This window comes from Mycobacteroides immunogenum, from assembly GCF_001605725.1.
Classification (GTDB): Bacteria; Actinomycetota; Actinomycetes; order Mycobacteriales; family Mycobacteriaceae; genus Mycobacterium; species Mycobacterium immunogenum.
In genome coordinates this window covers 4851616-4867270 of the sequence record NZ_CP011530.1, presented here as the reverse complement: position 1 = coordinate 4867270, position 15655 = coordinate 4851616, and the positions used below count along the sequence as shown (strand labels likewise).

Annotated in this window: 14 protein-coding genes; 13 read left to right on the top strand and 1 reads right to left on the bottom strand. The window is 65.3% G+C overall.

The window, feature by feature from the left end:
* Positions 1–29: 29 nt before the first annotated feature.
* The 7 genes from ABG82_RS24105 to ABG82_RS24075 all read left to right on the top strand — a co-directional run bounded on the left by ABG82_RS24105 (position 30) and on the right by ABG82_RS24075 (position 6076).
* Positions 30–926, top strand: coding sequence for an ABC transporter substrate-binding protein (locus ABG82_RS24105; protein ID WP_276049435.1), 897 nt, complete (start codon positions 30–32; stop codon positions 924–926).
* Position 927: 1 nt separating this feature from the next.
* Positions 928–1416 (top strand): GNAT family N-acetyltransferase, encoded by a 489-nt coding sequence (locus ABG82_RS24100; protein WP_043076797.1) that lies wholly within the window; start codon positions 928–930, stop codon positions 1414–1416.
* A gap of 58 nt (positions 1417–1474) precedes the next feature.
* Positions 1475–2239 carry a DNA polymerase beta superfamily protein gene (locus tag ABG82_RS24095; protein WP_043076796.1) on the top strand — a complete coding sequence of 255 codons (765 nt, stop codon included), beginning with the start codon at positions 1475–1477 and terminating at the stop codon, positions 2237–2239.
* 11 nt (positions 2240–2250) lie between these two features.
* The gene (locus ABG82_RS24090; protein ID WP_043076876.1) at positions 2251–2445 is read left to right on the top strand and encodes a hypothetical protein; all 195 of its coding nucleotides are present in this window, start codon (positions 2251–2253) and stop codon (positions 2443–2445) included.
* A gap of 96 nt (positions 2446–2541) precedes the next feature.
* The gene (locus ABG82_RS24085) at positions 2542–3606 is read left to right on the top strand and encodes an LLM class flavin-dependent oxidoreductase (RefSeq protein WP_043076875.1); all 1065 of its coding nucleotides are present in this window, start codon (positions 2542–2544) and stop codon (positions 3604–3606) included.
* Positions 3603–4715 carry an LLM class flavin-dependent oxidoreductase gene (locus ABG82_RS24080; protein WP_043076795.1) on the top strand — a complete coding sequence of 371 codons (1113 nt, stop codon included), beginning with the start codon at positions 3603–3605 and terminating at the stop codon, positions 4713–4715. Before ABG82_RS24085 ends, ABG82_RS24080 begins: the two co-directional genes overlap by 4 nt.
* On the top strand, positions 4700–6076 hold the full coding sequence (locus tag ABG82_RS24075) for an NtaA/DmoA family FMN-dependent monooxygenase (protein ID WP_407661843.1): 1377 nt from the start codon (positions 4700–4702) through the stop codon (positions 6074–6076). The genes ABG82_RS24080 and ABG82_RS24075 overlap by 16 nt, the downstream gene beginning before the upstream one ends.
* Here ABG82_RS24075 and ABG82_RS24070 read toward each other — a convergent pair.
* Entirely contained in the window at positions 6038–6769 is a 732-nt protein-coding gene (locus tag ABG82_RS24070; RefSeq protein ID WP_043076794.1) for an MBL fold metallo-hydrolase, read from the bottom strand. The genes ABG82_RS24075 and ABG82_RS24070 overlap by 39 nt on opposite strands.
* Positions 6770–6855: 86 nt before the next feature.
* Between ABG82_RS24070 and fgd the strand changes: the two genes are divergently transcribed.
* From fgd to ABG82_RS24040, 6 genes are read left to right on the top strand one after another with little or no spacing between them, the layout of a single operon-like run.
* Complete coding sequence (fgd, locus tag ABG82_RS24065; RefSeq protein ID WP_043076793.1) at positions 6856–7869, top strand: glucose-6-phosphate dehydrogenase (coenzyme-F420); 1014 nt, start codon at positions 6856–6858, stop codon at positions 7867–7869.
* Positions 7870–7897: 28 nt separating this feature from the next.
* Positions 7898–8248 (top strand): PNPOx family protein, encoded by a 351-nt coding sequence (locus tag ABG82_RS24060; protein WP_043076792.1) that lies wholly within the window; start codon positions 7898–7900, stop codon positions 8246–8248.
* 30 nt (positions 8249–8278) lie between these two features.
* Positions 8279–9460: a serpin family protein gene (locus ABG82_RS28745; protein ID WP_043076791.1), complete on the top strand. Its 1182-nt coding sequence runs from the start codon at positions 8279–8281 to the stop codon at positions 9458–9460.
* The gene (locus ABG82_RS24050; protein WP_043076790.1) at positions 9453–12446 is read left to right on the top strand and encodes an alpha-mannosidase; all 2994 of its coding nucleotides are present in this window, start codon (positions 9453–9455) and stop codon (positions 12444–12446) included. The genes ABG82_RS28745 and ABG82_RS24050 overlap by 8 nt, the downstream gene beginning before the upstream one ends.
* The gene (gene pta, locus ABG82_RS24045) at positions 12443–14524 is read left to right on the top strand and encodes a phosphate acetyltransferase (protein WP_043076789.1); all 2082 of its coding nucleotides are present in this window, start codon (positions 12443–12445) and stop codon (positions 14522–14524) included. The genes ABG82_RS24050 and pta overlap by 4 nt, the downstream gene beginning before the upstream one ends.
* On the top strand, positions 14521–15639 hold the full coding sequence (locus tag ABG82_RS24040) for an acetate kinase (protein ID WP_043076788.1): 1119 nt from the start codon (positions 14521–14523) through the stop codon (positions 15637–15639). The genes pta and ABG82_RS24040 overlap by 4 nt, the downstream gene beginning before the upstream one ends.
* The last annotated feature ends 16 nt before the right edge of the window (positions 15640–15655 follow it).

Sequence of the window (15655 nt, the reverse complement as noted above, 5' to 3'; positions counted from 1 at the left end):
GCCTTGCCGCTCTCTGCTGCACGGCGCTGATGGTCCTCACCGGGTGTGCTGTCGGGGTGGAGCCCGAGATGTCGTCAGCATTCAATCTCGGCCCGGAACAAGACCGTATCCGGGCCGCCAAGGTGGACGCCATTGCCGCCGAGGTGCCTGACGCAATCCGCAAGCGTGGCACGCTCATCGTGGCCGGAGATACCGATACCGCGCCGCCATTGCGTTTCTACGCCACTGATGACAAGACGATAATCGGGATCGAGACGGATATCAGCTATCTGGTCGCCGATATCCTGGGGCTGCGTGTCGATCTGCGATCGGCGGACTGGGCGCAGAATTTCGTGAAGGTGGATTCGGGCGAGGTGGACGCGCTTATCTGCAATGTGACGGTGACCGAGGAGCGTAAGGAAAAGTTCGACTTCGCGACCTACCGCCGGGACAACGTCACCTTCGAGGCCCGGCGCTCGCTGGATTGGGAGGTCAAGGGTCCCAGGGATATCGCGGGCAAGACCATCGGCGTCGGGTCGGGCACCAACCAGGAGGAGCTCCTGGTGCGGTGGAACGAAGAGAACGTCGCGGCGGGCCTGCCCGCCGCCGAACTCAAGTATTTCCAGCAGGCCACCGGGTACTACCTGGCGCTGGCCTCCGGCCGCATCGATGCCTACGTGGGGCCCAATCCGTCAGCGGTTTTCCATTCGCAGGCCACCGGGCAGACCAAGCTGGTCGGTACTTTCTCGGGCGCGGGGGAGGCGCTACAGGGCGAGATCGCGGTGCTCACCAAGAAGGACAACGGGCTGGTGCGCGCCTTCGCCGACGCCATCAATCACGCGATTGCCGACGGCGCGTATCGTAAGGTGTTGCAGCGCTGGGGATTGGAAGACGAGGCAGTGGCCAAATCGGAGATCAATCCTCGCGGACTACCCAGGCAAGGATGACATGACGGCATGTGAGGATCTGCTGCAGTTCGTGACGGTGGAGCAGCAGGATCCGTTGGCGGCTCCGCTGCTTGCCGAGCTGGCGGTCGAGTACAGCACCCGATACGGCGGCACCCTCGATGAGCACCACGAGCTCCTGGTGAGTTATCCGGCCACCCATTTCTCCGCCCCGGACGGCGGGCTGCTGATCGGACTGCAGGGCGGCGCGGCCGTGACCGGCGGTGCGTTCCAGCGATACGACGCGGATACCGCTGAGCTCAAACGCATCTGGACCTCCAGTGCGCACCGCCGTCAGGGGCTGGCGGGACGCACCCTGGCCGCGCTGGAATCGGAGATCCGCAGCCGCGGGTACCGGCGGGTCTACCTGACCACCGGTCCGCGCCAGCCCGAGGCCAAGGCGCTGTATCTGTCGGCGGGGTATCGTCCGCTGTACGACCAAGATCTGTCCGCGGACGAGGTCGGTATTCACCCGTTCGAGAAGGACTTGTGAGCGGCGCCTGCCGCAAATTCCGTTGCCTACGTGGGCTATCCCTGGTGAAATCTGCCGCATGCAGTACTCAAGTGAGACGCCGCGACTGATAGCCGAAGGGAACACCGTCCTGCGCGGACAGGTGGGTTCCGGGCTGCACGGTGTCACCACGGGAGACGACGATCGCGATGAGATGGGTGTGTGCATCGAGCCCCCCGAATGCGTGATCGGCCTGCGGACCTTCGAGCAGTACATCTTCCGGACGCAACCCGAGGGCGTCAGATCAGGGCCGGGCGACCTGGACCTGGTCGTGTACTCGCTGCGCAAGTGGGCCCGGCTCGCGGCCGCGGGTAACCCGACGGTGCTGCTACTGCTGTTCATCCCCGATCGTGAGCTCACGATCAATACCGACGTGGGACGGGACATCCAACGGCACCCCGAACGGTTCCTGTCGCGCATGGCCGGCCGCAAGTTTCTGGGCTATCTCAACTCGCAACGCAGACGTCTGACGGGTGAGTTGACGCGCCCGGCTAACCGCCCCGAGCTGATCGAGCGGTATGGGTTTGATACCAAATTTGCTTATCACGCAGTACGTCTCGGCATCCAGGGGATCGAGCTGATGGAGCGCGGCAGGATCACCTTGCCCATGCCGCAGCCGTACCGCGGCCAGTTGGTCGACGTGCGCCAGGGTGCGTACACGTTGTCCGATGCGCTGGGCTGGCTGGATGAGGTGACGGCACGTCTGGAGTATCTGACGGAGACGGCCGATCTACCGGAAGAGCCGGACCGGGCGATCATCGACAACTGGCTGGTCCAGACGTACCGGCGGCATTGGGAGGCGTAGTGGATCCGGATATGAAGCTGCCCAGGCAGATTCGCAAGGCCATCGCCGATATCAAGGTGACACTGGACGCGATCGACAACGATCCGCATGCGGATAAGGCGCGCTACCAGCTGGATCTGTTATCGGAAATGATTTCGCAACGTCCGGAACGGTTTCAGCCGTGGAGTTACTACCGGCCCCGTGTCGACGAGGAGTTCGGCGGCTAGCTGGTGGGCGGCAGAGCCGCTGCCGTTCCTTTCCTTCAGGGTGAGATAAACGCCCTCATCGTCGTGCTTGTGGGCGTTGATCCAGCTGTGACGAATGTGCCTCCTCTTCGCACCGGCGGCTCCTCGGTGTTACTCGGTTTGGCCTTGGACGGACACGGCTGGCATCCGGACGCGGATAAGCGGGCTGGCAAGCCCTTGACCGGCAGGTACTGGACCCAACAGGTCCAGCTTGCCGAGCAAGGGCTGCTGGATTTCGTGACGTTCGAGGATTCGTTCGCTCCCACTCCCGGTGGCCGTCTCGACGCGGTGCTGACCGCTGCCCGGGTGGCCCCGGTGACCCACCACATCGGGCTCATTCCCACCGCGCCGGCCACTCACAACGAGCCGTTTCACATTTCGAAGTCGATCGCGACCCTGGACATCGTCTCCGGCGGCCGAGCCGGCTGGCAGGTGACCATCGCCGATACCGAGGAAGAGGCCGACGTCTTCGGGCGCACCAAGGTGTTGCCGCTGCAAGACCTGCTCGATGAGGCCGCCGATGCGGTGGAAGTGGTCAGACGGTTGTGGGACAGCTGGGAGGACGACGCCGAGATACGGGACCTGGCGACGGGACGTTTCATCGACAGGGACAAGCTGCACTACATCGATTTCGAGGGCAGGTTCTTCTCGGTCAAGGGGCCCTCCATCACCCCCAGGTCTCCGCAGGGGCAGTCGGTGGTGGCCGCACTGGCGCGTAGCCGGCCCGGGCAGGCCTTCGCCGCGAAGCATGCCGACGTCATCTTTGTCACCCCGCACGACGGGGCCTCAGCCGCCGAGATTCCGGCCCGCTTACACAACACGGCAGGCCATCGCACGATCAAGGTGCTCGCCGATCTGGTGGTCTCGTTTGGCCGTGAGAGCGAATTTCATTCCGATGCCGCGATATTCACGGGTAACGCGCCCGAGTTGGGCGAGCTCATCGCCCGCTGGCACGAGTGGGGGATCGATGGCGTGCGACTGCGCCCTGCCGTCAACGCGCTCGATATTCCGGTCATAGTTGACGAACTAGTGCCTCTTCTTCAGGCCCACCTGGGTTTCCGCGCCGAGTATGACAACAGAACCCTGCGCGAACGGCTGGGCCTACCCGCCGCCACCAACCGCTATGCAAGGAAGTCGGCATGAACGTTCCACTCTCGGTTCTTGACCTCTCACCGGTCAGCGAAGGATCCGATGCCGCTACGGCATTGCGTAATTCGATCGACCTGGCCCAGCATGCCGAACAGTGGGGGTATCGCCGCTACTGGTTCGCCGAGCACCACTTCGTCGCCGTGGCGAGTACGGTTCCCGCGTTGGTCATCGCGCATATCGCCGCGGCCACCCGCCGGATCCGGGTGGGTGCCGGCGCTGTGCAAATCGCCTCGACCACACCCGCCGCGGTGGTGGAGAGCTTCGGGATTCTCGACGCGCTGTACCCGGGGCGCATCGACCTGGGGCTCGGACGTACGGGTCATCGCCTCAGGGACCGGCTGGCCGGAAACGAGCAGAAACCCGAACCCGCACCGGCCCACGAGGTCGATGGGCTGTTCATTCCGCAGGCTCCCGCCGAATTCGGCATCAAGGACAACCCGAAGCTGCGGGCCACCGTCGCCACGCTGCAGCAGCCCGGCGCGCACGTCGCGGACTTCGACCAGCAGGTCGCCGATGTGCAGGCATTCCTCGACGGCAGCTATGTCAGCCCGGAAGGTGTTGCGCTGCACATCCGCCCGGGTGAGGGCGCCGATCTGCCGCTCTGGCTCTTCGGATCAAGCAAGGGCGAGTCCGCGCAGGTCGCCGCGCGTCGCGGACTGCCATTCGTGGCGAATTACCACGTCACCCCATGGTCGACGTTGGAGGCCGTGCAGGCCTATCGCGACGCGTTTCAGCCCTCGTCGGCGCTGGCCGAGCCGTACGTCATCGTCTCGGCGGACGCGGTAGCCGCCGACGACGAGGCCACCGCCCGCCATCTCACCAGCACCTTTGGCCGCTGGGTGCACTCGATCCGGTCCGGGAATGGCGCCATCCCGTACCCCAATCCCGATGGTGCACAACCGCTTACCGATGAGGAGCGGTTGTACTCGGAGGACAGGGTGCTCACCCAGTTCGTGGGTGACGCCGGACAGGTCGCCGAGCGGCTGGACACGCTGGCCCGGGTTGCCGGCGCCGACGAGCTGGTCATCACGTCCATCACCCACCGGCATGAGGATCGGCGCAGGTCCTACGAGCTGATCGCCAAGGAATGGGGGCTGATCTGATGAGCGATCAAACCAGCGCAATTCAGGTACGAGAAGGCAAGGACCGCAAGCCTGTTCACCTCGCGGCGCATTTTCCGGGGGTCAACAACACCACCGTGTGGTCCGATCCCGCCTCCGGCAGCCAGATCGACTTCGATTCCTTCGTACATCTGGCACGTAGCGCCGAGCGCGGGCTGTTCGACTTCTTCTTCCTGGCCGAGGGGCTACGCCTTCGTGAACACCGCGACCGGATCTACGATCTCGATGTCGTCGGGCGGCCCGACACCTTCACGGTGCTCGCGGCCCTCGGTGCCGTCACCGATCGGCTCGGGCTGGTGGGCACGATCAACACCACGTTCAACGAACCCTTCAATGTGGCACGGCAATTCGCCACCCTGGATCATCTGTCCGATGGGCGGTCCGGCTGGAACATGGTCACCTCCTCCGACGCGTTCACCGGCGAGAATTTCCGGCGTGGCGGATTTCTGGACCACGCCGACCGGTATCACCGTGCCGAGGAATTCATCACCGTGGCGCGCAAGTTCTGGGACAGCTGGGAGGTGGCGGGTGAACCACGTCTCGTCAGCCACCGGGGGCCGCAATTCACCGTCCGCGGCGTCGCGACGGCCCCGGCATCCCCGCAGCGCCATCCCGTTCTGCTGCAGGCAGGGGATTCCGCGGACGGACGCGACTTCGGCGCCAAGCACGCGGATGCCCTGTTCACCATCCATTCGTCGATTCCGGCGGGGCAGAAGTACTACGCGGATGTGAAGGCCCGAGCTGTCGCGCACGGGCGAAACCCTGACCAGCTCAAGGTCTTTCCGGGTGTCACCTATGTCCTCGGTGACACCGAACAGGAAGCGGTTGAGAAGGCGGCGTACATCCGGGATCAGCAGGTGGGGCCGCAAACCGCCATCGCCTATCTCGAGCAGGTCTGGGGTCGCGACCTTTCCGAATACGACCCGGATGGCCCGCTGCCGGATGTCGATCCCACGGGCGACGCCTCGATCACCCGGGGCAAGGCCCGGCACGGTGATCCCCGGGAGATCGCGGCGAAGTATCGGGCGATCGCCGAGGCCAAGAAGCTGTCGATCCGCGAGCTGATCAAGGAGGTCACCTCGCGCCAGCAGTTCATCGGCACTCCGTCGCAGGTGGCCACCGAGGTGGATCGGTACATCCAGGCCGATGCCTGCGATGGTTTCATCCTGGTACCGCATCTGACGCCGGCCGGGCTCGACGACTTCGTGGATTCCGTGGTGCCGTTGCTACAGGAGCGCGGCGCCTTCCGCACCGAATACGAGCACGAGACGCTGCGCGATCACCTGGGGCTCGACCCCATCAACTCACTCGCTCAGGGCGATGTCGACCGCGTCGCGCAGTGACCCGATCCATGCGGGGCCGTGGCCGGGGGCCAGCACGTCGGCGTCGACATCGGCGAGCGCCTCGGCGCTGCGGCGTGCCTGCTCCATGTCCTTGGTGAACGGAGTGGGCAGCAGTTGTGGCCCGGAACGCGTCGCGATCGGGTGACCGGTGATGATGGCATCGCCGACCACCAGCACATGGTCCGCGACCAGGAACGAACAATGCCCGCCGCTATGTCCGGGGGTGGGGATGGGGACAGGCGCACCCGGCAGATCGCCGAGTTCGGGACCGAGCGGGGCGGCCGTCGGAATCCCGTCACGCACCCCCGCGCCGAGACGCATGGCGTGGATGACCCATGGCAGCCACCCGGGCCGCCACAGATTGAGCACCACCTTGAGGGGCGCGGCCTGGTCCACGTAGTCGCGCCGGACGTTGCCCAACTCGGCGGTGTGGGCATACACCGGGACGCCGTGTTCGGCGGCCCACCAGATCGCGGTCCCCATGTGATCGATATGCCCGTGCGTAAGCACCACGGCGCGCACGTCTTGCGGCTTATGCCCCAGCGCGGCAATCGATTTCAGCACGTCGTCGCGATCGCCCGGGTAGCCGGAGTCGAAGAGGGTGATGCCCGAGTCGTCCGAGGCGATCACCCAATTGACGGCTTCTCCGTTGACCACGTGGACGGCGTCGCTGACCTGGGTGATCTCCACCATGGTCTCAACTTAATGCGATTTGGGTGCATTTGTGTGCGCTCAGCGCACCTAGATGCACCCAAATCGCAGGAAGTAGTGTGGTTGGCATGGCACGAGAACTGAAGCTGGGTTACAAGGCATCGGCGGAGCAGTTCGCGCCGCGTGAGCTCGTCGAGTTGGCGGTCGCCACCGAGTCACACGGTTTCGACAGCGCCACCGTGAGCGATCACTTTCAGCCCTGGCGGTACAACGGCGGCCATGCCCCGTTCTCGCTGGCCTGGATGACAGCCGTGGGTGAGCGCACCCAGCGTCTGCAGCTCGGCACCTCGGTGTTGACCCCGACGTTCCGCTACAACCCGGCCGTCACCGCCCAGGCCTTTGCCACCATGGGATGCCTGTACCCGGGCCGCATCTTCCTGGGTGTGGGCACCGGCGAGGCGCTCAACGAGATCGCCACCGGTTTCATCGGCGAATGGCCGGAGTTCAAGGAGCGTTTCGCGCGGCTGCGTGAGTCGGTTCGGCTCATGCGTGAGTTGTGGACCGGTGAGCGTGTCGACTTCGAGGGCGAGTACTACCGCACCCAGGGCGCCGCCATCTACGACGTGCCCGAGGGCGGGATTCCCGTCTACATCGCCGCCGGTGGCGCCGTCGTCGCCAAGTACGCCGGACGGGCCGGCGACGGATTCATCTGTACCTCCGGGAAGGGTGAGGAGCTGTACAAGGACAAGCTCATCCCCGCCGTGAAAGAGGGGGCAGCCGCCGCGGATCGTTCCTTCGACGACATCGACCGGATGATCGAGATCAAGATCTCCTACGACCCGGATCCGGAGAAGGCGCTGGAGAACACCCGCTTCTGGGCGCCGCTGTCACTGACCCCCGAGCAGAAGCACAGCATCCACGACCCGATCGAGATGGAGCGTGCCGCCGACGAGCTGCCCATCGAGCAGGTCGCCAAGCGCTGGATCGTCGCCTCCGACCCGGACGAGGCTGTCGCGAAGGTCGCCGACTACGTGGGCTGGGGCCTGAACCACCTGGTGTTCCACTCGCCCGGCCATGACCAGAAGCGTTTCCTCGAGCTGTTCAAGACAGACCTCGAGCCGCGTCTCCGAAAGCTCGGATGAGCGCCTGCGTCAAGTTCACTAGGCACCCATGAGCTCCCTACTTCGACGCTTCATCGACGCGGTGAACACCGTGCCGGTGGTGGCGTTGAACGTGCCAGGGTTGCGCAGCCTGGCGGGCCGATACTTCACGGTGGTCACGTACACGGGCCGTCGGTCGGGGCAGATCTTCAGCACGCCGGTCAACTACTGGCGCTCGGGAGACGACATCGTCATCTGGGTCGGCATCCCCGAGTCCAAGACCTGGTGGCGCAACTTCCTCGGTGAGGGCAGGCCGTTGCAGCTTCGGCTCAATGGGGTTGACGTGCCCGGATACGGAACCGCAAGAAAAGACGCCAACGGTCGCGTGACGGTGACGGTCCGTCTCGGCGAGAGTGTCTAGAGCGATTTAGTTAGCCGATAGAGTTCGGACATGCCAGGCATTGGTACAACGGCGTTGGTTTCCGCGTACGCTGCGCGGTTCAACCCGTCGTTGCTCCGTGCACATGGTGTGGCGTCCCCGTTGGGGTTGTGGCTGTTGCTGGCGCTGGTCGGCCCGGCGACTCAGGGCGCTCATCGTCAGGACCTCGAAACAGTGCTGGGGACCACTGTCGATGACGCGGCGGCGCGCGCGGCGGTATTGGTGCACGACCCACATCCAGCGGTATTGACTGCGGCAGCGGTGTGGGATCGCGAACTCGGAGCGGCATTCGACCGGTGGACCCAAACGCTGCCGGAATCGGTGCAGCGGGGGCCGATCCCGAGCAAGGCTGATGCGGACCGGTGGGCGTATGACCACACCCGCGGGTTGATCGGCGAATTTCCGGCGCGGATCGATCATTTGACGCGGCTGCTGCTTGTCTCGGCGCTGGCAACCGACATCAGTTGGACAACACCATTGGACGCGGATGAGCAGCTGGGCGGAGAGTTCGGCCAGAAGATCAAGCGGTCGCTGACGTTTCGTAGCGGATTCCATGGGGTGTTCGAGACGGATGCCGCCGGACAGGTGGCGGTGGCAGCGCCGGAAACCTCTTCGGCACTACAGGTTTTGAGTGTGATCGCGGCCCCCGGAGTGCCCGCGGACAGGGTGGATGTTGCCGCCCATCAAGTGGCGGCGGCGTTGGCCGGCGACGAGCAAGCGGCGCGGCCGCTACCGGAGGCCGAGCTGATCGACGGGCACGCCTGGACGGTGACCGAACGGCGCGAGCAGCGATCGGGTGGGCCGGAACGACTGCTCCAGTGGCAGTCGTATCTGCCCGCGTGGTCGGCGCGGAGCGATCACGATCTGGCCAATGCGCCCGGTGTCGAGCCCGTCCTGCAGGCGCTCGCTACCTTCGCCCGGCCCGACGACAGGCCGGTGAACTTCGCGGTGCGGCAGTCCGCAGTGGCCTCGTACACTCGGAGTGGCTTCAAGGCCGCTGCGGTGTCGGTGATCGGGATGCGTGCGGCGGGCATGCCGTCCTTCCGCGAGGTGTTGGTGCGGCGGATCGAATTGCGTTTCAACCGCCCCTACGTCGTGCTGGCCTGCGCCGCACGCGACGACGGACCACCGGCATGGCGTGGAATGCCTGTGTTCAGCGCGTGGATAACGGAGCCGGAGGAAGCCCATGCATGACGACCGGCGAATCGTTGAGGATCGCATTCGGCGCTTCGTCGACAAGCGGCTCAGCTGTGCCATCTACGTGGAGTCGGCGCCGCTGACGGTGACGGCCTGGGCGGTGCCCGGAGAACCGGTGCCGTTCGCCGAAGCGGTGACGCAGAACTTCGGCCCGATCACCCCGGGAACCCCATGGGGGCCGCCGTGGTCAACCCTGTGGCTGCATGTGACGGGCACCGTTCCGTCGCCGTGGCGCAGCCGCACCGAGGGTGTCCCCGAGATGCGGGTCGAGCTGGGCTTCACCGGTGGGCCGGGGTTCAACGCCGAGGGACTGGTGTACCGGCCTGACGGCACCGTGGTGAAGGGGATCGCGCCGCGTAACGCCTTCGTGCCCATCGACGACCCGGACTCGCCCGTCGACTTCTATATCGAGGCGGCCGCCAATCCGGATATCGGTAAGTACTTTTGGTCGCCGATGCCCTTGGGAGACAAGGACACCAGCGGAGCGGATCCGCTGTACCGGCTCGGCGGTATCGACCTCGCGCTGCGGGATCTGAACCTGTGGGGGCTGCAGCAGGACATTGCCACGCTGGACGGGCTGATGCATACCCTTCCCGAGGATCTGCCGCGCCGCCACGAGATCCTGCGCGCCCTGGAACGCATGCTGGACACGGTGGATCCGGACAACCTCGCGGGCACCGCGGCCGCGGGGCGTGACCAGCTTGCCGAGGTGCTGGCGCGTCCCGCCTATGCCAGTGCCCATCGGATCACCGCGGTCGGACACGCACACATCGACTCCGCGTGGCTGTGGCCGGTGCGCGAGACGGTCCGCAAGTGCGCGCGCACATTCTCCAACATGGTCGACCTGATGGACCGGAATCCGGACTTCCGGTTCGCCTGCTCCTCGGCGCAGCAGTACGCGTGGATCAAGGACGCGTACCCCGCTCTGTTCGCCCGCATCAAGGAGAAAGTCGCCGCCGGGCAGTTCATTCCGGTGGGCGGCATGTGGGTCGAGGCCGACACCAACATGCCGGGTGCCGAGGCGATGGCCCGACAGTTCGTGGCTGGCAAGCGATTCTTCCTGGACGAGTTCGGCATCGACACCCCGGAGGTGTGGCTGCCCGACTCGTTTGGCTATTCGGCGGCCATGCCGCAGATCGTCGCCGCGTCCGGATCGAAGTATTTTCTGACGCAAAAGATTTCATGGAATTCCGTCAACCGGATGCCGCATCACACCTTCATCTGGGAGGGCATCGATGGCACCGGGGTGTTCACGCATTTCCCGCCCGTCGACACCTACAACTCGGACCTGGGCGGCGGCGACCTTGCTCACGCGCAGCGCAACTATCGCGATTCCGGCGCGGGCACCATGTCGCTGGTGCCCTTTGGCTACGGTGACGGTGGCGGTGGCCCCACCCGCGAAATGCTGGCCTATGCCACACGAAAGCAATCTCTGGAAGGGTCGCCGACGGTCACCCTGGGCACGCCGGCGCAGTTCTTCGCCGCCGCCCAGGCCGAATACACCAATCCGCCTCGCTGGTCAGGCGAGCTCTACCTCGAACTGCACCGGGGCACCTACACCTCGCAAGCCAACACCAAACAGGGCAACCGGCGCAGCGAGCACCTGCTGCGCGAGGCTGAGCTGTGGGCGGCCACGGCCGCGGTGCGCACCGGCTTCGAGTATCCGTACGCCGAACTCGACGAGATCTGGAAGCTGGTGCTACTGCAGCAGTTCCACGACATCCTGCCCGGCAGCTCCATCGCCTGGGTGCACAAGGACGCCGAACGTAATTACGCGGCCATCGCCACCCGGCTTGCGGCCATCATCGAGGCCGCGACCCGCGCGCTGGCCGGTACCGGCGACCGGCGAGTGGTCTTCAACGCCGCACCACACGCCCGCGACGGGGTACCCGCGCTGGGCGCGGCCGTCGCCACGCAGCCACACCTGGTCACCCCCACGTCGGTGCCGGACGGCTTCCGGCTGGACAACGGGATTCTCGCGGCCACCTTCGATGCCGATGGCCTGCTGACATCTCTGGTCGAGACGGCCACCGGCCGCGAGGCCATGGGTGCGCCCGGCAATCTGTTGCAGCTTCACCGTGACACACCCAACCAATGGGACGCTTGGGATATCGACGGTTTCTACCGCAACACCGTCACCAATCTGACCTCGGCTGATTCGGTCACGATCACCGACGGCGCAGTGGTCATCGAACGATCTTTCGGGAAATCACGTGTTGTACAACGGATTACGTTGCAGCAAGATTCGCCGGTGCTCGACATCGATATCGACATCGACTGGCACGAGTCCGAGAAGCTGCTCAAGCTGGCCTTCCCGTTCGACGTACACGCCGATCGCAGTGCGTCGGAAACCCAGTTCGGCCACGTGTACCGGCCCACGCACGCCAACACCTCCTGGGATGAGGCCAAGTTCGAGATCTGCGCCCACCGCTGGGTGCATGTGGGTGAGTCCGGCTATGGGGTGGCGGTCGCCAACGACTCGACCTACGGGCATGACATCAGCCGGCACGGGTCCACCACCATGGTGCGGATGTCTCTGTTGCGCGCGCCGCTTTTCCCTGACCCCGAATGCGACCAGGGACGTCACCGGCTGAGGTTCTCGGTACGGCCCGGCGCCACCATCGGTGACGCGGTGCAGGAGGGGTACCGCCGCAACCTCGACCCGCGTGTGGTGGACGGTGCCGCAGACGCTGTCGAACCGCTGCTGATCCTGGACAACCCGGCCGTGGTCGTGGAATCGGTGAAGCTGGCACTGGACGGTTCGGGTGATGTTGTGGTGCGGCTCTACGAATCTCGCGGCGGGCGAGCCGAGACCACGGTGCGCACCAACTTTACTCACCGGCAGCCGATCGTCACCGACCTGCTGGAGCGTCCGATAGACGAATCCGGCACTGTTAGTTTCAACGGAGACGAGATTCACCTGGCACTACGACCGTTCAAGATCCTCACGCTGCGATTCCCCAGCGTAGAAAGGCGCGCATGACCCAGCCCAAGGCATCGAGTATCTACATTGCCTCGCCCGAAGGAGACACCGGAAAGTCCACGGTGGCCCTGGGCGTGATGCATCGGCTGGCCGCGTCGGTGGCGCGTGTGGGTGTGTTCCGTCCCATCGCGCGATCCGGGGAAGGCGTGGACTACATCCTGGAATTGCTGCTGGAGCAGAGCACCGCCGATATCGCGTACGAGGACTGTCTGGGCGTCTCGTACCACGACGTACACCAGGACCCGGATGCGGCGATCGCCCAGATCGTGGACAGGTATCACGCGGTCGCCGAGCGTTGCGATGCCGTGGTGATCGTCGGCAGTGACTACACCGATGTCGCCAGTCCCAGCGAGCTGAGCACCAATGCTCGCATCGCCGTCAACCTCGGCGCGCCGGTCCTGTTGACCATCAAGGGATTCGATAGGACCCCCGAGGAGGTGGCGGCGCTGGCCGAGGTCTGCCTCGGCGAACTCAAGGCGCAACGCGCGCACACCGCCGCCATCGTCGCCAACCGGTGCGACCCCGACCAGCTGGACGAGGTGCGTCAGGCGCTGTCGCGATTCGGCAAGCCGGCCTGGGTGCTACCCGAGGTGCCGCTGTTGGTCTCGCCATCGGTCGAAGAACTCATGAAGGCGGTCAAGGGTTCTTTGGTCAGCGGTGACGAGGCGCTGCTCTCGCGCGAGGCCACCAGCTTCATGGTGGCGGGCATGACGGCCGAACACTGCCTGGAGCGGCTGAAGGAGGGGCAGGCGGTCATCTTCCCGGCGGACCGCTCGGACGTGCTCCTGGCCGTGGCTAGCGCCCATGTGGCAGAGGGCTTTCCGTCGTTGTCCGCCATCATCTTGAACGGCGGACTCAAATTACATCCGCGGATCGCGGACCTGGTCGACGGCATCGGGTTGCGGCTGCCGATCATCGCGACCGACTCGGGCACGTTCGAGACCGCCAGCGCCGCGGCCCATGCTCGTGGACGGGTCACCGTTGCCTCGGCGCGCAAGATCGATACCGCGCTCGCGTTGATGGACAGATATGTGGATGGTGCGGATCTCATCGCCCAGCTTGCTATTCCGATACCTTCGGTCACCACACCGCAGATGTTCGAGTACCAGCTGTTGGACCGGGCGCGCGACAACCGCAAGCGGATCGTGTTGCCCGAGGGAGACGACGACAGAATCCTCAAGGCCGCCGGCCGACTGCTGCAACGGCAGGTGGCGGACCTCACCATCCTGGGTGAGGAGTCCGAGATTCGTTCTCGTGCTGCCGAACTCGGCGTCGACATCTCGAATGCAGTGGTGGTCAGCCCCAAGACCAGTGAACTCGCCGAGCAGTTCGCGGATCAGTATTTCGAGCTGCGTAAGAACAAGGGCATGACCCCGGATCGGGCGCGCGAGATCATGCGCAACGTCTCGTACTTCGGCACCATGCTGGTGTACAACGACATCGTCGACGGCATGGTCTCGGGCGCGGCGCACACGACTGCGCACACCGTGCGCCCGGCGTTCGAGATCATCAAGACCAATCCCGATGTTTCGACGGTGTCCAGCATCTTCCTGATGTGCCTGGCCGATCGGGTGCTGGCCTATGGGGACTGCGCCATCGTGCCCGACCCCACCTCCGAGCAGCTGGCCGATATCGCCATCTCCTCGGCGCGCACTGCCGCGCAGTTCGGCATCGATCCACGGGTGGCGATGCTGTCCTACTCCACCGGTTCCTCCGGTAGCGGCGCCGATGTGGAAAAGGTGCGTATCGCAACCGAATTGGTGCGTTCCCGGCAGCCCGAGCTGCTGGTCGAGGGCCCGATACAGTACGACGCGGCCGTCGAGCCGTCGGTGGCGGCCACCAAGATGCCCGATTCCCCGGTCGCGGGCCGTGCGACGGTGCTGATCTTCCCGGACCTCAACACCGGAAACAACACCTACAAGGCGGTGCAACGCAGCGCCGGTGCCATCGCCATCGGCCCCGTGCTGCAGGGGCTGCGCAAACCCATCAATGACCTCTCGCGTGGTGCGCTGGTGGAGGACATTGTGAATACCGTTGCCATCACGGCGATCCAGGCACAAGAAAGGGCACAAGCGTGAGCACCGGCGGGTCAGTATTGGTTCTCAATTGCGGTTCGTCCTCGGTGAAATATCAGCTCATCGAACCGGGCTCGGGTCGGGTGGACGCGCACGGGCTGGTGGAGCGCATCGGCGAGGAAGAGATCCCCAACCACGAAGAGGCGCTGCGGCTGGTTTTCGACTCCATCGACACCGACGATGTGGTGGTAGTGGGCCACCGCGTGGTGCACGGCGGACAGAAGTTCCACGAGCCGACGGTGCTCGACGATGAGGTGGTCGCGCAGATCGCTGAACTGTCTTCACTGGCGCCGCTGCACAATCCGGCCGGTGTGCAGGGCATCGAGGTGGCTCGCCGGCTCCTGCCCGACGTTCCGCAGGTGGCGGTCTTCGACACCGCGTTCTTCTACAGCCTGCCGCCCGCTGCGGCCATCTACGCGCTCGATCGTGACGTCGCCGAGCGATTTGGCATCCGGCGCTACGGATTCCACGGCACCTCGCACCAATATGTCTCACAGCAGGCCGCGGCATTCCTGGGGCGTGGGTATGCCGACATCAACCAGATCGTGCTGCATCTGGGCAACGGAGCGTCGGCGTCGGCGATTCTGCGCGGCCGGGCGGTAGAGACATCGATGGGTCTGACACCGCTGGAGGGCCTGGTGATGGGCACCCGCACCGGGGATATCGACGCAGGCATCGTCTTCCATCTCGCGCGCCACGGCATGAGCATCGATGAGATCGACACGGTGTTCAATCGGCGCTCCGGCATGCTTGGACTATGTGGTGCCAACGATTTTCGTGAGGTGCACCGGTTGATCGATGCCGGAGACGCCGCGGCGCAGCTCGCCTACGACGTCTACGTGCACCGGCTGCGCAAATATATCGGCGCCTACATCGCGACATTGGGTGGCGCTGACGTCATCTCGTTCACCGCCGGAGCGGGGGAGAACGACGCGCTGTTGCGGGCCGACGCCCTGGCGGGCCTGGAGGTGTTCGGCATCGAGCTCGACGCCGAACGAAACCAGGTGCGCTCCGGTGCGGCCCGGCGTATCTCCACCGATACGTCGCGGGTGACGGTACTGGTGGTGCCCACCAACGAGGAGCTGGCGATCGCGCGCGCCGCGGTGGAAGCCATCTGACCCCGGTGCGGAAGGG